Source organism: Paenibacillus sp. BIHB 4019, assembly GCF_002741035.1.
Lineage (GTDB): Bacteria > Bacillota > Bacilli > Paenibacillales > Paenibacillaceae > Pristimantibacillus.
In genome coordinates this window covers 5,841,802-5,863,175 of sequence record NZ_CP016808.1, presented here as the reverse complement: position 1 = coordinate 5,863,175, position 21,374 = coordinate 5,841,802, and the positions used below count along the sequence as shown (strand labels likewise).

Below are 21,374 nucleotides of genomic sequence, written 5' to 3'. Positions count from 1 at the left end.
TCGCTGTCTGCCAGAGGCAAATTGAACTATGAAAGATTCATATTCAGCAGCTTTTCTACTTGCTCTCCCATGACACGAGGGGAATAGGGCATTCCATTTAGAAACCACCATTCCACAATTCCTACGTAAGCGGGTGCAAAAAACTGAACCATTACATCTTCAGTGATTCCACGATTTTTCCCCTCTGTCATTTCCCAGCTGCGCTTAATATCCTCGATGACAAATTCTAGGAAGCGGCTGCGAAAGAAGGGAGCTCCTTTGCTTGCCAACATGGCTGAAAAGAACAAATAATGACACTCAAAATATTCGAACCAGCTCATGCCCCCATCTTTGGATTCTGATTCAACCTCCGCTTCGCACAATATCTTTAGCTCGTTCATATGTTCTTCAATGAGCTTATCCAATAAATCAAATTTATCCATGTAGTGGAGATATATCGTTCTCCGGCTAACATTTGCTCTGTCGGAAATATCCTGTATTGTAATTTGATCGAAATTTTTTTCAGACATCAACGAAATAACCGCTTTTTTAATCGCTTCTTGAGATTTCAGTATTCTTCGATCTACCTTAGACACGATGAAGTCACCTGACTTTCTTGAATTATTATGCAACTCTCTGATTTTTGTGCATTAATGCACAAATCGTCCGCTTTTAGTAATTGCGAATACTTCTTTTATCTACAATAATACACATACGAGCAATAATTCATCAATGTATTGTTCAGAGATATGGTAGAAATTCAGAAAGTGAAGGAGTCATTAGGCATGGTTAAGCAAAATCATTTATTTATGTATATTTTAATTATCGGGGTTTTCGGCATTTTAACGACTGAAATGGGGATCGTTGGGATATTGCCCCAAATTGCCGGTCATTTTCAAGTCAGCGTTTCGCAAGCGGGATTGTTAGTAAGTCTCTTTGCCCTTGCCGTTTCAATCGCAGGTCCCACAATGCCGTTATTATTTTCCGGTATAAATCGCAAGAAAGTCATGCTGCTGGTCCTCGGGATTTTTGTTGTTTGCAATATAGTATCCCTATTTGCGCCAACCTTTACCGTTGCCCTAATTGCCCGTATTATTCCAGGCTTTTTCCATCCCATTTATTGTTCCTTGGCTTTGACAGCAGCCGCTAGCTCTGTAAGCAAGGAAGAGGCTCCAAAAGCTATTTCTAAAGTGATGCTTGGCGTGACCGCGGGAATGGTACTTGGTGTGCCCATCACAAATTTTATAGCTAATGAAACCTCCATAGAAATGGCGATGGTCTTTTTTGCTGTCGTAAACGCTTTGGCCTTCATCGCAACATGGCTATTTATACCATCCATGCCTGTTACGGAAAAACTTTCATACGGAGCCCAGTTAAGCGTATTGAAAAAACCGATTACTTGGCTAGCTATTGCGGCTGTTGTACTTATAGGCTCAGCAGGGGCTAGTGTTAGCAGTTACATTGCAGAGTACCTTGAAGCCATTACTCATATTACGGGGAAAATGTTAAGCTTGACGTTATTTATATATGGCTTGGCCAGCTTGCTGGGCAACTTAATCGGAGGGAGGCTGCTCTCTAAAAATCCATTGAGAACAGTCGTGTCTTACCCAATAGTATTAGGGTTCTTTTATCTATTATCATTTGTTACGGGTACGTCAACTGTGCCTATGGTCGTAACCATTTTATTTTGGGGCTCCTTATTTGCAATAAGTAATTTAATCAATCAATATTGGGTTTCCTCTGCAGCTCCAGAAGCTCCTGATTTCTCAAACGGATTGTTTTTATCGTGCAGTAATTTAGGAATAACGATTGGTACTGCGGTAGGCGGATTGTTTTTATCAGGGATGGGTACACGATACATCGTGTTAGGAGGAATATTATTTCTGGCATTTAGTTTGTTAGCTATATTAATAAGAATGTACATGTATCGTCCGACAAAGCAGCATTCTAGATAAGAGGTGCAGGCATGCAGCTAATTCGAGGACTTTAGTTGAAGCTGCGCCTGCCAATAAAAAGGGATGCTTCCGCCCTCAGCATGATGAGGGCCTTTCCTTACACATTTCTCTCAAGCAATGTCCCCAATTGCTCTGCCAAGATAGGATGGGGGACAGGCTTGTCATTCGTAAACCACCATTCCACAACCCCAACGTAAGCAGATGCAATAAACCTGACTAGAAGATTTTCATTTAACTTCTCGTTTTTCCCTTTGGTTACCTCAACCTCATTCGTTAATTCTTCGATAAGCAAGTCGAGAAACCGGCCGCGAAAATAGGGGGCGCCTTTACTCGCCAGCATCATGGAAAAAAAGGAATAATGAAGCTCGAAGTATTGCGTCCACATCAAAGTGGATTCGGTAAAATCCAATTCGGCTGCAGATTTGCACATTTCCCTTAACACGTTGATATGTTCTTCGATAAGCTTGTCCAGCAGATCAAATTTATCCATGTAATGAAGATAGATCGTTCCGCGGCTCACATTCGCCCTATCGGAAAGATCCTGAATCGTAATATCATCAAAATTTTTCTCTGACATCAAATCAATAACCGCTTTTTTTAACGCTTCCTGGGTTTTGAGTATTCTCCGATCCACTTTAGCCAACTGGGAATCACCAAACTTTCTTTAATAATAGACAATGATGATGCATCTGTTCATTACTTAACAAATCCAGCCCATTTAGCAATTGCAGATATCCGGTGTCTGTTTATAATTATAGACGTGAGTACATTAATGAATCAAGGAATAGTAGAAATTCAATGTTTTTGATGTCCGAAAAAAGCATCGAGGGATTATACGTAAAAAACGGGGGGAAAAAACAATGGAACGTCTATGGACGAAATCTTTTACGCTCATGACTATTGGAAACCTATTTTTGTTTAATGCCTTTTATATGCTGTATCCGACGATGCCGCTATTCATCACACAGATGGGAGGCAGCGAATCGCAGGTCGGACTGGCGATGGGCGCGTTTATGCTGTCCGCCGTTATTTTTCGCCCCATCGTCGGCGGGATGCTGGACCGATTCGGCAGGCGCCCGTTTCTCATTTGGGGGCTTATTCTGTTCATCCTGGCAATGTATATGTATAACTGGGTAGGAGGTATTGTTGTACTGATGGGGCTCAGAATTTTGCATGGAATGAGCTGGGCCGTTTCTACAACCGCCTCAATGACAGCGATTACAGACATGATTCCAGCGGGCCGCCGCGGCGAAGGAATGGGATGGTTCAGCACATCCATGACCTTGGCTATGGCAGTTGGTCCGATGTTCGGGCTTTGGGTGACAGAGAACCAGTCGTACAGCGCTTTGTTTTTAATCGCCGTCGTCCTCTCTGCGATAGCGCTGTTCCTGACATTAGGCGCAAAAATGCCCTTCCAGCCGAAAACGGGCGTAAGAAAAATCGAATTGTTCGAAAAATCGGTTTTGCCCATCGCGGCATCTGTTTTTTTTCTGTTTATCGCGTATGGCGGCATTACAACATTTGTTCCGCTGTTCGCTAAGTCGATCCAGGTTAATTCCGGCGCTTTCTTTCTGGCCTTTGCTGCATCATTGGCGCTCAGCCGTCCTATCTCAGGAAAACTTTCGGATCGATATGGAGAGATTTTGGTCATCGTACCGGCTCTTGTCATTACGATCGGCGCCTTGATTGTGCTCAGCATGTCGACCGGCTTAGGCGGTGTGCTTGCAGCGGCGATTTTATATGGCATCGGCTTTGGCTCCGCGCAGCCGGCCCTTCAAGCGGCAACAATCCGCCTAGCCCATCCAGAGCGAATCGGAGTTGCCAACGCCTCGATATCGACCGCTAATGATCTTGGCATCGGGCTCGGTGCGATCGTGCTAGGCTGGGTTTCCCAGTACATGAGCTATCAGGCGCTATTCACGGTCAGCGCTTTGTCTGTTGCGATTTCCTTGCTGCTGTTCACTTTATTTGTGAAACGTTTGTTGAAAAATAAAAAATCATTACAGGTTGGTCATCAGTAATTGTACCCGATAGAAACAAAGGATATGTGTCATGCAAAAAGCTCCTGCAGCCTGCAGGAGCTTTTTGCATTCATCTTCTAGCCTATAGCCGAAAAAAAGGCTTATGGGTGCTGCTTGTATATTTGGCAAACTCCAGTTCCTCGGCAATGATGCGGATTCCTTCCTCAATAGCCTTCTCATCGGTTCGGATGATGCTAAGGCGCAATAAATTCAGCTTTGGGAAAGAGGAGAGGAACTGTTTGTCGGTACCCAATACATCAACGCCGCGATTTTCCAGCCGCATAACCAAATCTTCTGTATGAATGGAGTCCTCCAGGTGAATGGAAGCAAATAGCCCCCACAAGATTGGATCGTATATAAACATTCTTTGGGCAATAGTCGCTGTGAAACTTCTTTTAGGTAGTTGATCCGATGATTGTATAAGGATTTCATCTGCTTTGCATGATGAGCATACATGCCTGACTTCATATAAATTTCAAGCACTCCTTGGGAAAGCACCGAGGTGCTTAGGTCAGCCGTATGTTTATGCCATTGAAGCAGCGGAATAAAAGAATCGGGTACAGCGGCAGCGGCAATCCTTAATCCGGGCAGCATGACTTTGGAAAAGCTTCTGAGATAGATGACATGGCTAGCCCCATTATAAGCGTGAATGGGGTCTTCTTTGCTGTTTGTTTCCAAATCAGCCAAGTAGTCATCCTCAACGATATAAACATCATAGGCTTTGGCAAGCTCTGCCAATCGCTGCTTTTCTTCCGCTGTGTATGAAGTGCCTAATGGATTATGGAATCGCGGAATGGTATAGAAGAACTTGATCATATTGCTTTGAAAATGGCGCTCCAACGTCTCCCAATCTATCCCATCTGCCGTTCTTTCAATACCGATGACGGTTTGCCTATGTGTCTTAAGTGCAGCAAGCATTCCCCAATACGTGGGCTGCTCGACGAGAATGTTCGTTTTGCCATTTGGGAAAGGCATCCCTGCTAGAAGATGAAGCGCCTGCTGAGCGCCTGAAAACACAAAAATTTGCTGGGCCGAAGGGAAAACCTGCTGCTGCTGAAACAGCTTCACGATCTCCTGGCGAAGAGAAAGCAAGCCTTGAGGATCTGAATATGTAAATATGGAAGTCTCAAATAATTCCATTGCTTTATTCAAGCATTGGCGAAAGTCGACTTGCGGTATCGTCTCGGGATCAGGGGCAGCTGATGCAAAATCGATTCGTTTTGTTTTCAGCAGGGGAAGGAGCGCTTCTTGGGCCACGACAAAATAACCACTCTTCGGACGAGAATAAATGAGATAGTGATTTTCAAGCTCCTGATAAACAGCAATGATGGTGTTGAGACTGCAGTCGAATCTTTGGCTTTGCACACGGATAGAAGGCAGCTTCTGACCGGGCTTGATGAGGCCGTTAACGATGTCCGAGCGGATGCTTTCAACAATCGCTTGTTTTTTATTTTTCATAAATAAACCTCCAGCTTGTATGAATCAATCTGTTTTCTGTACCCTTACAGATGAATAAATGATCAATATACATCGTATTTTGTATCTAATATAATACACATATTCATACGAAAATAGTACCGTATGCATTTTTGCACAAAATTTTTTTTGAGGTGATTGTAATGAACAAAACAACTAGCGGCTGGATCAATGGTTTCCTGGGCGTACTTATTTTCAGCGGCTCGCTGCCCGCCACACGGTTGGCTGTAATGGATTTTGATCCGATTTTCCTCACCGTATGCCGAGCCGCAATTGCTGGTGTATTAGCTGGAGCGCTGCTCCTCATCTTCCGGCAGCAACGGCCTGTCCGCAGCGACATCGTTCCCCTGTTATTAGTAGCACTCTGCGTGGTGGTAGGTTTCCCGCTGCTGACAGCCTTGGCGCTTCAGTATGCCACATCCGCGCATGCCATTATTTATATTGGGCTGCTGCCGCTATCGACGGCTATTTTTGGTGTATTGCGCGGGGGTGAACGCCCTCGGCCAGCTTTTTGGATATTATCAGCTTTAGGCAGCTTTCTAGTAGCAGGATTCGCCTTAATGGAAGGCGGGAGCTCTTCTCCTGCCGGCGATGCCTTGATGCTGGCTTCAATTATCGTCTGCGGCTACGGTTATGCGGAAGGGGGAAGGCTCTCACGCACGCTAGGCGGCTGGCAGGTAATCTCATGGGCGCTCGTGCTTTCGCTTCCCGTTATGTTGCTGCTCTCGTTTTATTACATGCCAGCATCGTGGTCGGGTATTTCCGTTTCCTCTTTCATTAGCCTTGTTTATGTTTCCTTGTTCAGCATGCTCATCGGCTTTGTATTCTGGTATCGGGGTCTTGCCCAAGGCGGAATAGCCGCGGTTGGCCAATTGCAGCTCCTTCAGCCTTTCTTCGGCCTGCTGCTTGCTGCACTCGTTCTGCACGAATCCATTGGCTGGCCAATCTTTATTGTGAATATTGGTGTCGTGCTTTGTGTAGCGATCGCGCGGCGATTTGCTACTAAATAGTTTTAGCGTCAGCGCACGGAAAGAGAAAATGTGCGAATGGGTTCTGATTTGCGCCATATTTTCGCCACAAACGAACGTTATGATGTAATTGCAAGACAGAACATAACGATGAAAAGTGATGGAGGCGATTGTAAAATGAAAAGAACGATGCTGATCATTAGCGCCAGCATATTGTTGACTGCCGCACTTGCAGCATGCTCAGGAACAAAGCAAGAAAGCAACGTACAGGCCGGGGATACAAACACTAGCCAAGCGGCTTCTTCTATAGCCGAAGGGACGATACCAACTGATGGCCAAGGGCTGCCTCCTATGGGAGAAGGACCAGGAGGCGGACTTGGCGGAGGTTCCTTTGATGCCTCAACGATTGCGACACAGTTCCTAGATGTTTCATATGCAAATCAATCGGAAAATCAAAAGCTGAATATTTATTTGCCTAACGAAGGGGAAGGCCCGTTTCCTGTTATTATTGCCATCCATGGTGGCGGATTTATGATGGGGAATCGTACAGGAGGTGATCTTGCGTCCATGCTGGAGGGTGTTAACCATGGTTACGCTGTAGTGACGGTCGAATATCGAATGTCTGGAGAAGAGACATTCCCGGCAGCCATCAACGACGTCAAAGCCGCGATCCGATTCATTCGTGCCAATGCGGACAAATACCAGTTGAATGCGGATAAAATCGCCGCATGGGGAGATTCCGCTGGCGGTAATTTGGCATCGCTCGCGGGTACAACAAGCGGAACGAATGAGCTTTATGATGACTCGCTGGGATATCCCGATGTTTCAGATAAACTGACAGCCGTTGTAGATTGGTTCGGACCTATCAACTTCCTTAAATTTGACGAACAGTTTGACGAATCGGGAATTACCCCTATGATGGGCCAGACAAGCTCGGCAAATTCAGCGGAATCCAAATATATTGGACAACTGATTACGGAAGCGCCTGATCTTGTAGCTGCCGCCAACCCTGAAACCTACATCACAGCTGATGATCCACCCTTTTTCATTGAGCATGGAACAGCAGACGCTAACGTTCCTACGCAGCAATCCGTAGATTTCGCCTCCAAATTAGAAAGTGTTCTCGGTCAAGACAAAGTGACGCTGACACTTCTCGATGGTGCGCAGCATGGAGGATCGCAGTTCGACGAAGAGCAAAATGTAGAGCTGGTGTTTGAATTTTTGGATAAATACATGAAGTGAGCGCAATCTAATTAATACTCATTCATAGTGCACAGCATAAACTCATGCTTGAAGGATTAAGCCGTCAATATGAGCTATCTCAAAAGGTCAAAAAATGACCTCAGGGATAGCTCCGTTTTTGTATTCATCAACAAGTTCGTATTGCAATCTGATTGGGAAGAGACGGAGGAAGACAGATGGCAAACCCCGCTCACATTTTAATATGCGACGACAACCCGGCTGTACACGAAACGATAGGTGCCTATCTTCAGGCGGAGGGGATGACGTACAGTTCGGCCTACAACGGTAAAGAGGCGCTTACGCTCGCATGGAGCAAAAAAACGGATTTGATTATATTAGACATTATGATGCCAGAGCTATTCGGGACGGAAGTATGCAAACAATTAAGGAAAGACAGCCAAGTTCCCATTATTATGTTATCTGCTAGAGGAGAAGAAGTGGACAGAATTATTGGCTTGGAAATTGGAGCCGATGATTATATTGTAAAGCCATTTTCCCCTAGAGAAGTTGTAGTTCGTATAAAAACGATATTAAGAAGGATTACCCCGAACGAAACCTTTTCCGAAAAAAACAAAATTTATGAATGCGAACAGCTTCGCATTGATTTGGAAGGGTATGAGCTATCGATTGATGGTAAAGTCATCCCGTCTACACCAAAAGAAATCGAAATTTTGTATTTGCTAGCCACTCATGCGAACAAAGTGTTAAGTCGAGAACAAATTTTGACTTCGATTTGGGGGTACGATTACCTTGGAGATACCCGGGCTGTCGATACGCATGTCAAACGGCTGAGAAAAAAACTTCCGGAGGAAAGCGCAGGCTGGAGCTTAAAATCCATTTATGGCGTAGGCTACAAGTTTGAGGTGCTTGGATGAAGCAGTCATTATTGAGGAAATTATTTATTTCTATAGCTACCGTTCTTATACTGACCTTTGCGATATCCGTCATTATCGGGAGAGAAGCACTTGAATCTTATTTTTTAAATAATAAATTGACGGAACTTCAGCCACAATTAGAAACGATTGCAAAGGAGATTGGGGCGGGTGGACATGCTTCTACTTACTTAAAGGATCAAGGCTTTATTCTTAAAGCTTTCGATCTTTATTCCAAAGAAATGGACGTGTTGGAGCATGATTTGATTGCTGACATGAAGCCGCAGCTTCCTTTCTCGGAGGCGGACATCCACACGGTGGTGAAACCTTTCATTAGCAAGGTTCTTACGGGAGCTCAAGTTGCGACAATAACGCAGTCCGATGAGATGGGTGGTTATTCGATTGTTATTGGTGAGCCTATCAGGAGCAGCGGTCATGTAATCGGCGGCCTTTTTCTACTGAAGCCCGTTTCAGATTTTACTAGCGCTCGGACAGGGTTTTATTTTACGTTAGCTTTGTCGGCCAGCACGGCTCTTATCCTCACGCTTTATATTATTTATCGAATCATCAAACCTATGTTAATGCCAATACGGGTTATGACGCATGCATCCGAAGCGATGGCAAGCGGAAATTATGAGGTTAGAGTTCCTGAGAACGGTTATGGCGAATTAGGGGAACTCTCTCATTCGTTGAACATATTAACATCCAAATTGGAACACAACCATCAAGCAGCTGTACGATTAGAGCAAGTAAGGCGCGATTATGTTGCAAATGTTACGCATGAGCTCAGAACGCCGCTGGCATCAATTCGTGCTATGAGTGAAACACTTTGTGATCAAATGCTTCATGACGAGGAAGGAAAGCAACGGTTTTATCATGCGATTTTGCGTGAATCCATTCGACTGCAGCGGCTAATCGACGACATGCTGGAGCTCTCCCGGCTGCAATCGGGCTCGTCTGCTATGATGAAATCAGTGATTCAGGCAAAACCCATCATAGAAAGAGTGCACGGCCGCTTTTCCGTTCTTGCAGAAGAAATGGGGGTTCATTTTATAATTACGAAGCAAGCTTCCACGATGCCGGATTTTTTTGGGCATGCGGATCGGGTAGAACAAGTGCTCACTATTTTGCTGGATAATGCCTTGAAATTTACGGAACCGGATGGTTCGGTCATCCTGAATGCGACTTGGGAAGAGGATGCCATTACGATTTCGATTTCTGATACGGGTATTGGAATCGACGAAGAGGAGCTCCCTTACGTGTTTGACCGTTTTTATAAGTCTGACAAGTCGCACACGGGAATGGGAACGGGGCTTGGGCTTTCGCTCGCCAAGGAAATTCTCACGCAATTAAAGGAGACGATTGCGGTCGAATCGAACGATAGGGGAACAAGCTTCTTTTTTACATTGCATCGTAAATGAATAACCAATATGCCGCCATGCCGCCTAAATGGCGGTTTTTTTGCTTTAAAATTTTCATAGTTTAACGAATTAAAGAAGATGAATCTGCACAGCTAGATTTAAAGCAGCAAATTGCTATTATCTATGAGAACTGTGGCTCAGTCATGGGTATATCCTCCTTATTAATCCGCGAATTCATCTGCGCAGGGTTATTTCGTTCTAGCCAAGCCCCGTTTCGATTCCTCCCATAGACTTTCATCCTCTTCATTTTCATAGGACCCCTCTCCCAAAAACTTTTTGTCGAATGAAAATATAAAAAAATGTAAAAAAACGTAACTATTTGCCGAATGGATTGTTTATAGATTAGGAATGGAATAAAACAAACATAAAATGGATAAAGGCATACCTATGGAAACATAGGGACGCAAAGCCATGGCCTAAGGCATCAGACGATGCTACGGTTGACAGGTTGCCGGAAAATGGGAGCAGACTGTCCAACATCCGGGCAGTTTTTTATTTATCAAAACAAGTTATTGGGGGTAATTAGATGAAACGTTTTTATTATCCATTAACACATGCGCAAAAACGAATTTGGTATACCGAGCAGTTTTACCCCGGGACCAGTATGGCCAATTTGAGCGGGTTTCTCAAGCTTAGATCGCATGAGGGAATGGATAACACCAGGCTTATAAACGTAATCCAGCAGGTTGTTCGCAGCAATGATGCTTTGAGGCTTAGAATAGCCGGGAGTGGCAGCAGCGGTGAAGAGCCCAAGCAATATATAGCTGAATATGCACCATTTGAACTAGAAACGGCTGATTTCAGCGAAGCTGGAGACATGGAAGCTATTATGGCTTGGGGGCAGGCAGAGGCGCGTACACCAATGCCGCTTTATGATAGTCCTTTATTTTATTTTCGTCTATTCAAAATAAGCAGCAGGGAGATTTGGCTGTTCTCCAAAATCCACCATATTATTTCTGACGGCATCTCGAACGTCTTAATGGGGAACCAAATTATTGACGGCTACCTGGAACTGGTACTTGATAGCGGCAAGCTGCTGCCGCAGCAAATTTCGTATGCGGATTACATAGAAAGCGAGCTGGAATATGAACAGTCCGATCGCTTTCAGAAGGATAAAAATTATTGGAATATGCAGTTCAAGGCTCTTCCAGAGTCCACATCGCTAAAGCAATGTGACATCAATCGCATACGTACGGAAGCAGCGCGGTTTTCACAAGTGCTTCCGCAGCCGCTCCAGCACAAGCTTCAGCATTTCTGCAAGGATAACAGCGTGAGCATGCTGTCTTTGTTTCTGTCGCTTCTGTACATCTATATGTACCGGATAACAGGGGAGCAGGAAGCAGTACTTGGAACGTTTATGGGAAATCGGACGAGCAAGAAGGAAAAGCAGATGCTTGGCATGTTTGTCTCCACCATTCCAATGCGCGCATATGTCGATGAGAGTCAAGATTTTCTCCGTTTTGTGCAGCAGCGGATGAAGGATCAACTAACGCTTATTCGCCATCAGAAATACCCCTATAATGTGCTGGTGAATGATTTACGGGAGCTTCATGGTCAGGCAGGAAGATTATTTGGCTTATCACTCGAATACCAGGTGATGAATTGGGAGCAGAAGGAGGGCTTGTCGTTCATAATCGAACCTCTATTCAGCGAGCATGAAGTCAATGATATTTCCATCCATGTGAAGGAGCGCTGGGATACAAGCCAGATAACGATAGACATGGATTACCGTACAGAGCTGTTTGCGAAGGAAGAAGTGGATCATATTTACAATGGCATCCTCGTTTTGCTTGAAGATGCGCTCAATGATCCCGCAAAAGCAATTGGCGAGCTGGAGATTTGTACGTTGGAGGAGAAGCGCAAGCTGCTGGCGCAAGCGGGTAATGTGCATTTAAACGTTCCCAATGATCAGATGCTTCATGGGCTATTTGAGCAGCAGGCGGCGATCCTGCCATGGCAGACAGCTGTAGTTGATGAAGAAGGGGAACTGACCTACAAGGAGCTGAATGAGCGTTCCAATCGATTAGGGCGGATTTTAAAAGCCAAAGGTGTTGGGCCCGATACGCCAGTAGCCATATGCATGGGACGATCAAAGCAGATTATTACAGCTATTATGGGGGTATTGAAAGCAGGCGGCGCCTATGTGCCGATGGATCCCGACTTCCCGCAAGAAAGAATCCAGTTTATGCTGCAGGATTCGGGAGCCAAGATGCTGCTAACCGAGCCGAATTTGCTGGAAAGCCTGACTGTGCCTGATGCAATAGACGTATTAGTTCTGGATAAGGCTACGCTGCTCTATGGGGAATGCAGCAATTTGGATGAGCCAGTGAGCAGCCATCATCTGGCTTATATCATTTATACATCCGGCACAACCGGCAACCCGAAGGGCGTCATGATTGAGCATCTTCAAGTCGCTCATCTAATTACAGCTTTGCACAGCTCTGTGTACGAGCAGTATGGACCGGGCTTAAAGCTGTCACTCGTTGCTCCATTCCATTTTGATGCGTCCGTACAGCAAATTTTTGCAGCGCTGCTGCTAGGGCATACGTTGCACATTATTCCTAAAGCATCGCTTACAAGCGGACAAGCCTTAGCGGATTATTACCGAAGCAAACAGATTGATGTGGCGGATGGTACACCGGCACATCTGCAAATGCTGCTTGCTGCAAAACAGCTGGACGGTATTAAGCTTGCGCATATGCTGATTGGCGGCGAGGCGCTTCCGCATGCGACGATACGAGAATTTGCCAAACATTTTAAGGCAAGTGGAGCAGCAGCACGGCTGCCAACGATTACGAATGTCTATGGGCCAACGGAATGCTGCGTTGACGCTTCCGCCCTGCATATAGCGCGGCCCGATATGGAATTAGAATTGGATAGCGCTTATCTGTCTATTGGGCGCGCACTTGGAAACAACCGATTGTATATTTTCGACGCTAATGGAAGAATGCAGCCAGCAGGTGCAGCGGGCGAGCTGTACATCGGCGGGGCTGGCGTCGGGCGCGGCTATTTGAATTTGCCGGAATTAACGGCTGAGACATTCATAGACAATCCTTATGTACCCGGAGAAAGACTTTTTAAAACAGGCGATTTGGCTCGTTGGAAGCCTAATGGCATGCTTGAATTTTTGGGACGGCAGGACGATCAGGTGAAAATCCGCGGGTACCGGATTGAACTTGGAGAAATAGCTGCTGCTTTGCAGAAGCATGAGAAGATCAGCAGGGCAGTTGTACTGCTTCGTTCAGAAGAGCTTTGCGCTTATGTGGTGTTGAATGCAGCAGAGGAAACGCTATCCATCGCGGAGTTAAGAGAATTTTTATCCAAACAGCTGCCTATGTATATGATACCGTCTTATTTTGCGCAGCTGGATCAGATTCCGCTAACCTCAAGCGGTAAAGTGGACCGCAAGAAGCTGCTGCTTCAAGTGGTTATGTCGATCAGCGACAGCGATTATGCCTCTCCGGCATTGGAATTAGAAGTACAGCTCGCGCAAATTTGGCAGGCTGTTCTTGGAGTAGAGCGGATTGGTTTATATGACTCCTTCTTCGAGCTTGGGGGACATTCGCTTAAGGCGATGGAGATGCTGGCACGGGCACATCAGAAGTTTGGCGCAGCCATTCCGCTGCAGGTGTTGTTCGAGAGCCCAACCGTCTATGCGCTGGCGCAATATATCGGGGAGGCTGAGCGTTCAACGTATACTGCGATAGAGTGCGCGGAATCCAATGAAACGTATCCGCTCTCTTTTGCGCAGCAGCGGGTGTACATCGTTAGCCAGCTAGAGTCAGCTGGAATCGGATACAATATGCCGGCTGCAGTGCTGCTGGAAGGGGATATAGACATTCCGCGCTTAAAGGACGCTTTTGGACAGCTCGTTCAGAGGCATGAAGCGCTGCGTACCTCTTTCTCGGTTCTACAGGGTGTTCCTGTGCAGACCATCCATGCTTCTGCTCCGTTTGTCATCACGGTGAAAAAGTCCGGGGGACAGTCTGCCCAAGCAGCACTGAGCGCGTTCGTCCGCCCCTTTGACCTCGGTGTGGCGCCATTAATAAGAGCAGAGCTTCAGCCGCTTTCCAAGGACGAGCATTTGCTGCTTTTTGATATGCATCATTTGATTTCTGATGGAGTTTCAATTGGCATTATTTTGAAGGAGCTGTCTCAGCTTTATGCTGGAGAGAAGCTGCCAGAGCTTAGGCTGCAATATAAGGATTACGCCGTATGGCAAGCGAAGCAGGCGGAAACGGGCTACTTGAAGGAAGAAAAGTACTGGCTGGATAAGCTTTCTGGAGAGCTGCCTGTGCTGCAGCTGCTAACCGATTATCCGCGACCGGCTGTACAGAGCTTCGAAGGCGACAGAGTATCAGCGATGCTTGATCGCAGGCTCAAGGATAAGCTGAACAAGCTGGCAGAGGAAAGCGGGGCGACGCTGTATATGGTGCTGCTTGCAGCTTATTATGCTGCGCTCGCCAAATATACGGGGCAGGAGGAGCTGGTAATCGGGACGCCTGTAGCGGGAAGAAACCATGCAGAGCTGGATGGAATCGTCGGAATGTTCATTCAAACATTGGCGATTCGGACGGAGATTAACCGCCAAGGCTCCTTCGGTGAACTGCTGCAACAGGTGCGCAGCAATGTGCTTGATGCTTTTGAGCATCAGGACTATCCGTTCGAGAGACTTGTGGGAAAGCTTCATTTGCCGAGAGATATGAGCCGCAATCCACTTTTTGATACGATATTTATTTTGCAGAATGCCTATGAGGGGCTTCCGGTGCTTGGGAATTTGCGCATGTCCATTCAGGAGACGAACGTTCATGTGGCTAAATTCGATTTGACGCTGCAGGCGAAAGAAGAATTAGACAGCATTACGCTAGATATGGATTACAGCATTAAGCTGTATGGACGGACTACGATCAATCAGCTGCTTACGCATTATGTGAAGCTGCTTGAGGAGATTGCAAACCAGCCTTCGCTGAAGCTGGGAGCAGTGGATATTTTGCTAATGGAGGAGAAGGAGCAGCTGGTTGCTGGCTTTAATCCACGAGCAACCGTCTATCCTAAGGAAAGCACGCTCGTCGAGCTTTTTGAGCAGCAGGTGAACAGGACGCCTGATCGCACGGCGCTCGTATTTGGCAAAACGGAACTTACTTATCAGGAGCTAAATAGCAGGGTGAATCAGCTGGCCAGAACGCTTTATTCCCGGGGCGTGCGCCCTGGAAAAGTAGCGGCTGTATGGACACATCGCTCGGCCGAAATGGTCATCGGCATTCTCGCAATCTTGAAGGCGGGCGGCGCATACGTTCCCATTGATCCCGAGCATCCGCAGGAGCGAATGAAATATTTGCTAGCCGATAGCGAAGCCGTTTTGCTGCTGACGGAGCATGCCTTGCTGTCTGAGGTGGAAAATCTTGATTTTGCCGGGGGCTGCATAGCTGCTGATAATGCGAATTTGTACGAAGGGGATGCTTCCAATTTGGACATTCCAATCAGCTCGGGAATGCTCGCCAATCTGACTTATACATCAGGAACGACAGGTACGCCTAAAGGGAATATGGTAACCCATGCCAACATCATCCGGACGGTCATAAATACGAATTATTTATCCATATCTGCGCAGGACGTATTCCTGTCGCTTTCTAATTACGTATTTGACGCTTTTATGTTTGATATGTTCGGCTCCCTGCTGCATGGCTCCAAGCTGGTGCTTGCCAGCAAGGACACTATACTGGACATTTCCAGATTGCCGCAGGTTATTGAACAGGAACGAATCTCGGTGCTTATGATTACAACGGCGTTGTTCAATCTGCTTGTCGATATTCATCCGGCCAGCATTTGCGGCATTCGCAAAGTGCTGTTTGGCGGGGAGCGGGCATCGGTTGAGCATGTGCGCAAAGCGGTTCAGGCTGCGGGACCAGGAAAGCTGCTGCATATGTATGGGCCATCGGAAAGCACGGTTTTCACTACTTACTATGAAGTAGACGCAGTAGCAGATGAGGCTGCAGCTATTCCAATCGGCCGACCTGTAAGCAATACGAGCGTATATATCGTCGATGCCTTTAACCAGCTTCAGCCGATTGGCGCAGCTGGGGAGCTGTGTGTAGGGGGCGATGGGCTTGTGCTCGGTTATGCGAACCGCCCAGAGCTGACTGCTGAAAAGTTTGTTCCACATCTCTTTGCGGATGCGGGCAGGCTTTACCGTACAGGCGATTTAGCCCGATGGCTGCCAGATGGAAATATTGAGTTTATTGGGCGCATCGATCAGCAGATTAAAATTCGCGGACAGCGCATTGAATTAGGCGAAATTGAGCATCAATTGCGCAGGGCGGAGGCGATACGGGAGGCTATTGTGCTTGCTGTAGATACAGCAGTAGGCGATAAGCTGCTTTGTGCCTATGTCGTCACTGATCTGCCGATTTCAAACAGCGAATTAGGAGAGCTAGCGGCGAAGGAGCTGCCAGCCTACATGGTGCCGTCTGTCTTTATACAGCTGGATGAGCTGCCGCTTACTGGCAACGGGAAGGTCGATCGCCGGGCGCTGCCTGTGCCAGATCTTGGCGCCATATCCAGTGTGAACTATGAAGCTGCACGCAATGAGACCGAGAAGCAGCTTGTAACAATATGGCAGGAGGTTCTAGGTATAGAGCCGATTGGCGTACAGCATAATTTCTTCGAGCTGGGCGGGCATTCCCTTAAAGCGATGGCGCTGCTCGCGCATATCCATCAAGTTATGAAGGTCGAGCTGCCGCTTAGGGTGCTATTCCAGGCACCAACGATAGCAAGCTTGGCGGTTGTTGTGTCGCAAACTGTATTGCAAGCAGGGGAGCAGCATTATGCAGCAATAACTGCTGCTGGGACTCAGGAGGTTTATCCTGCATCCTCCGCCCAGAGAAGATTATACGTGCTTCAGCAGCTCGAAGGCGCGGAGCAAAGCTATAACATGCCAACCGTGCTGAAGCTCAAGGGGCTGCTTGACAAGGAGCAGCTGGAAACGGCCATTAGGTCGCTCGTGCAGCGGCATGAGGCACTTCGCACATCGTTTGAAATAACGGACTCTGGAAAGCCGGTGCAGCGCATCCATGAGGAAGTGGATTTTTCTATCGTTTTCCATGAAGCAGACGAAGCTGCTGCTATAGCAACATCTGCTGTTGATGCTGCTTCCAAAGCTGCTGATGCTGATATACAGCAAATAATTAAAGCGTTTATCCGTCCATTCTCCTTGAATACGGCGCCGCTTGTTCGAGCTATGCTTGTAAAGCTGTCGGAAGAGGAGCATCTGCTGCTGTTTGATATGCACCATATTATTTCTGACGGTATGTCCGTTGGATTGCTGCTTGAGGATCTGACCCAATTGTATGCCGGTAAGCAGCTTGAACCGCTGCGCATTCAATATAAAGATTATGCGGTTTGGCAGCAGTCATTTCTGCAGACGGAAGCTTACGGGAAACAAGAAAGCTATTGGCTGGAGCAATTTGCTGAAGAGCCTCCGGTGCTAGAATGGCCGACCGATTGCAGCCGTCCTTCCATTCAAAGCTTTGAAGGCGAGCAGGTTGCGTTTCATTTAAATCCCGAGCTGACCGAGGCGCTTCATCGCTTGGGCCAAGCGGCAGGCACGACACTGCATATGACGCTGCTTGCAGCATATAGCTTGTTCTTGTCCAAGCTGAGCGGGCAGGAGGACATCGTGGTCGGCTCGCCGATTGCTGGCAGAGCACATGCGGATCTGTCAAGCCTTGTAGGCATGTTCATCAACACACTCGCTGTGCGCAGTTTTCCGAACGGCGATAAATCGTTTGCGGCTTACTTGCAGGAAGTAAGACAAATGGCACTTGGCGCATTGGAGAATCAGGACTACCCATTCGAGGAGCTGGTGGCAAAGGTTAAGCTGCAGCGGGATATGAGCCGCAATCCATTGTTCGACGCCATGTTTGATCTGCAAATGCTGGAAACGCAGCATTTGAGCCTGGAGGGCATGCGTCTGGAGCTTTATCCGTTCGAGGACAAGACGGCTAAATTCGATTTAACCTTAAGCGCAGTAGAACAGGAAGACGGTATTATTGAATGCCGCTTTATTTACAACACCGCCTTGTTCAAACAGGAGACGATAAAGCGCTGGAGCGTTTATTTCACCGAACTGGTCCGCCATATAACAGCCGAATCCGGTATTCTGCTTAAAGATGCGAGCATGCTTCCTGAAGCGGAGCGGGAACGGTTATTAGTTGAATTTAATGATACGGCTGTCCACTATCCACAGCATTATACGGTTCAGCAATTGTTCGAGCTGCAAGTTCTGCGAACACCAAGTCAGCACGCCGTCATATTCAATGGACGGAAGTGGACGTATCTGGAGCTGAATGCGAGAGCAAATCGCTTAGCACGAGTACTGATAGCTAAAGGAATTGGCGCGGATAAGCCAGTTGGCATTATGTCCAAGCCTTCGCTAGAAATGGCTGCCGGTGTGCTTGCCATTCTTAAGGCGGGCGGCGCGTTTGTGCCGATCGACCCTGAATACCCGGAGGAACGCATTGCCTATATGCTCGCGGACAGCGGAGCTGCGATTTTGCTGACGCAAACGACGTCATCTGTTCCGGCTATCTTTAATGGAGAGGTGATTTTGCTGGATGGGGAGTGCGGCTGCTGGGCAGATACAACGGATCTCAGCGAGGAAGCAAACCCGCAAACCGCGACAGGCCCGAACCATTTAGCCTATATCATCTATACCTCGGGGACGACGGGCCAGCCTAAGGGAGTGATGATTGAGCATCAATCACTTGTGAACCTATGCTATTGGCATAATGAAGCTTTCTTCGTTACTGATTTGGATCGCAGTGCTAAATATGCCGGATTCGGGTTTGATGCCTCCGTGTGGGAAATGTTCCCGTATTGGCTGGCCGGAGCGCAGGTTCATGTCATTGATGAGGCTCTTCGCCTTGATATGATGCAGCTTAATGCTTATTTCGAGCAAAATCATATATCGATTACATTTTTGCCGACGCAAATCTGTGAGCAATTTATGGAGCTGGATAATCGGTCCTTGCGTGTACTGCTGACTGGAGGCGATAAGCTGAAGCGTCTTGCTCCGCATGCATACACGCTTGTCAATAATTACGGGCCAACCGAAAATACCGTCGTAGCAACCAGCATCGCCATTCCTCCTATGGCACAGGCGCTGCCAATCGGTATGCCAATTGACAACACGCGCATCTATATTCTCGGTCCTGACCAACAGCTGCAGCCGATCGGTACGTTCGGAGAAATATGGATTGCAGGCAGCGGGCTGGCTCGTGGATACATGAACCGCCCTGAGGAGACGGAGCAGCGTTTTGTTCCCGATCCTTTTCAGCCTGGCGAGCGGATGTATCGCACCGGCGATTCCGGCAGATGGCAAGCGGATGGCAGCATAGAATACGGTGGACGGATCGACCAACAGGTGAAGGTTCGTGGTTATCGAATCGAGATATCCGAGATTGAGGCACATTTGCTTCGAAATCCGCATGTACAGGCGGCAGCAGTCGTAGCGGTGCAGGATGCCCAGGGAGACACGGCGCTATGCGGTTATGTCGTTCCGATTAACGATTCACAGCTCGATTCCGAACAATGGAGAGCAGATCTGGCTCAAAGCATACCCGCCTACATGGTTCCGAAATATTGGGTGAATATGGATAGGCTCCCGCTCACGCCTAACGGCAAGGTAGATCGCAAGTCGCTGCCGCAGCCAGTGCTTGATAACGGAGCAGCGGACTATAAGGCGCCACGGAATGCACAGGAGGAATTGCTAGTACAAGTTTGGCAGGAGGTACTTGGCGCTTCAAGCATCGGAATCAGTGACAACTTCTTCTCCTTGGGTGGGGATTCCATTAGATCCATTCAAATGGCGAATCGATTATACAAGCATGGATGGAAGCTTGAGATGAAGGATTTATTCCAGCACCCAACCATTGAACAGGTGAGCTCCTACTTGCAAGTGATAGCAGGGGGACAAGTGGATCAAGGTGCCGTTGAGGGAGAAGTAGCCTTAACGCCTGTGCAAAAGTGGTTTTTCGAACGGGACTTTACGGACAAGCACCACTGGAATCAGTCCGTCATGCTGCACGCTGCATCGGGCTTGGATCCGCAGTTTACCGAGCAGGCGCTTGGCGCGATTATGGAGCATCACGATGCGCTTCGCATCGTATTCACGCAGGAAGGAAACGAAGCAATTGCTCAGCATAATGGCAAACCAGCCGATTGTGCAGTGAAGCTGGAGGTGATTAGGCCGGGGGCTGTCGCTGCGGAAGAGCTTGAGCAAGCTATTTTGCTGGAGACAGAGCGGATTCATGCAAGTATTGATCTGCATAACGGGCCCCTTCTGAAAGCAGCCATTTTTCAAACGAGTCAAGGTGATCATCTGCTGCTGGTCATTCATCATTTGGTCGTAGACGGCGTATCATGGCGCATTTTGCTGGAGGATTTCGCGATAGGCTATTTACAGGCCTCCAAGGGAGAAACCATCGTGCTTGCGGACAAAACACACTCCTATCAAGAATGGGCCTCTCAGCTGCAGCTATATGCAAATTCCAAAGCGCTGCTTAAGGAAAAAGAGTATTGGAAGCAGCTGGAGAGTATTGCGGTAAACCCGCTGCCCAAAGACCATGCTGCGACGGATCAGCGCATGCGGCATACGCGGACAACTGCCTTTTCGCTCAGCGAGAACGAGACGAAGCAGTTGACTACCAGTGTCCATCTGACCTATCGCACCGAAATGAATGATATATTGCTTACTGCGCTCGGCCTGGCTGTTAAGGAGTGGAGCGAGCATAATCAAATTCTTCTTAACATGGAGGGCCACGGGCGCGAAGAAATAGTGGAAGCTATTAACGTATCACGTACGGTAGGCTGGTTCACCTCCCAATATCCAGTTGTGCTCGATATGAGTTATACGGATGATATAGCCTATCAAATAAAACGGGTGAAAGAAGATTTGCGCCATATTCCCCATAAGGGAATCGGCTATGGCCTGCTGCGATATTTGGCAGCTGATGGGCATAAAGCGGGGCTCGCCTTCTCCTCCAAACCGGAGATCAGCTTTAACTATTTGGGGCAGTTTGATGAGATGACGGAATCAGGCCTATTTGGCCGCTCTCCATTATCGCCTGGGAATCCGCTCAGCCCAAATACGGAGAGGGTAACGGCAATCGATGTGATCGGCTTCATTGAAGGGGATGTGTTGAGCGTGACGATCGCATATAACGGGCTGGAGTTTGAGGAGCAGACGATGGTTTCATTTAGCGAGAGGATACAAGCTGCACTGCTGCGCCTCATCGAGCATTGCATCAGCCAGAAGGGCGGCGAGCTGACGCCGAGCGATCTGGGGGACGATGAGCTCACTTTGGAAGAGCTGGATAACCTGCTGCAAATGATTTAAGCAAGCGACGGCAAGCGGCACTGAAAAATTTACTATCTAATGAAA

Annotated in this window: 10 protein-coding genes and 1 riboswitch; of the genes, 7 read left to right on the top strand and 3 right to left on the bottom strand. The window is 47.6% G+C overall.

What is annotated here, in order from left to right:
- Window positions 1-26: 26 nt before the first annotated feature.
- Window positions 27-575 (bottom strand): TetR/AcrR family transcriptional regulator, encoded by a 549-nt coding sequence (locus tag BBD42_RS25455; RefSeq protein WP_099520438.1) that lies wholly within the window; start codon window positions 573-575, stop codon window positions 27-29.
- Between the two features lie 189 nt (window positions 576-764).
- Here BBD42_RS25455 and BBD42_RS25450 point away from each other — a divergent pair, with 189 nt between their 5' ends.
- Window positions 765-1,934: an MFS transporter gene (locus BBD42_RS25450; RefSeq protein ID WP_099520437.1), complete on the top strand. Its 1,170-nt coding sequence runs from the start codon at window positions 765-767 to the stop codon at window positions 1,932-1,934.
- 97 nt (window positions 1,935-2,031) lie between these two features.
- Here the strand turns inward: BBD42_RS25450 and BBD42_RS25445 are convergent, their stop codons facing one another.
- Entirely contained in the window at window positions 2,032-2,577 is a 546-nt protein-coding gene (locus BBD42_RS25445) for a TetR/AcrR family transcriptional regulator (protein ID WP_099520436.1), read from the bottom strand.
- Window positions 2,578-2,794: 217 nt separating this feature from the next.
- On the opposite strand from BBD42_RS25445, the gene BBD42_RS25440 reads away from it, so the two are divergent.
- On the top strand, window positions 2,795-3,955 hold the full coding sequence (locus BBD42_RS25440) for an MFS transporter (protein ID WP_099520435.1): 1,161 nt from the start codon (window positions 2,795-2,797) through the stop codon (window positions 3,953-3,955).
- 210 nt (window positions 3,956-4,165) lie between these two features.
- Here the strand turns inward: BBD42_RS25440 and BBD42_RS25435 are convergent, their stop codons facing one another.
- Window positions 4,166-5,413 (bottom strand): aminotransferase-like domain-containing protein, encoded by a 1,248-nt coding sequence (locus tag BBD42_RS25435; protein ID WP_099520434.1) that lies wholly within the window; start codon window positions 5,411-5,413, stop codon window positions 4,166-4,168.
- Window positions 5,414-5,574: 161 nt separating this feature from the next.
- On the opposite strand from BBD42_RS25435, the gene BBD42_RS25430 reads away from it, so the two are divergent.
- The 5 genes from BBD42_RS25430 to BBD42_RS25410 all read left to right on the top strand — a co-directional run bounded on the left by BBD42_RS25430 (window position 5,575) and on the right by BBD42_RS25410 (window position 21,329).
- Window positions 5,575-6,441 (top strand): DMT family transporter, encoded by an 867-nt coding sequence (locus tag BBD42_RS25430; RefSeq protein WP_099520433.1) that lies wholly within the window; start codon window positions 5,575-5,577, stop codon window positions 6,439-6,441.
- A gap of 135 nt (window positions 6,442-6,576) precedes the next feature.
- Window positions 6,577-7,641 (top strand): alpha/beta hydrolase, encoded by a 1,065-nt coding sequence (locus BBD42_RS25425; protein ID WP_237163231.1) that lies wholly within the window; start codon window positions 6,577-6,579, stop codon window positions 7,639-7,641.
- 176 nt (window positions 7,642-7,817) lie between these two features.
- On the top strand, window positions 7,818-8,516 hold the full coding sequence (locus tag BBD42_RS25420; protein WP_099520432.1) for a response regulator transcription factor: 699 nt from the start codon (window positions 7,818-7,820) through the stop codon (window positions 8,514-8,516).
- Window positions 8,513-9,934: a sensor histidine kinase gene (locus tag BBD42_RS25415; protein WP_099520431.1), complete on the top strand. Its 1,422-nt coding sequence runs from the start codon at window positions 8,513-8,515 to the stop codon at window positions 9,932-9,934. Before BBD42_RS25420 ends, BBD42_RS25415 begins: the two co-directional genes overlap by 4 nt.
- 368 nt (window positions 9,935-10,302) lie before the next feature.
- Window positions 10,303-10,390, top strand: a riboswitch (cyclic di-GMP riboswitch).
- A gap of 70 nt (window positions 10,391-10,460) precedes the next feature.
- Window positions 10,461-21,329: a non-ribosomal peptide synthetase gene (locus tag BBD42_RS25410; protein WP_099520430.1), complete on the top strand. Its 10,869-nt coding sequence runs from the start codon at window positions 10,461-10,463 to the stop codon at window positions 21,327-21,329.
- Window positions 21,330-21,374 lie beyond the last annotated feature (45 nt).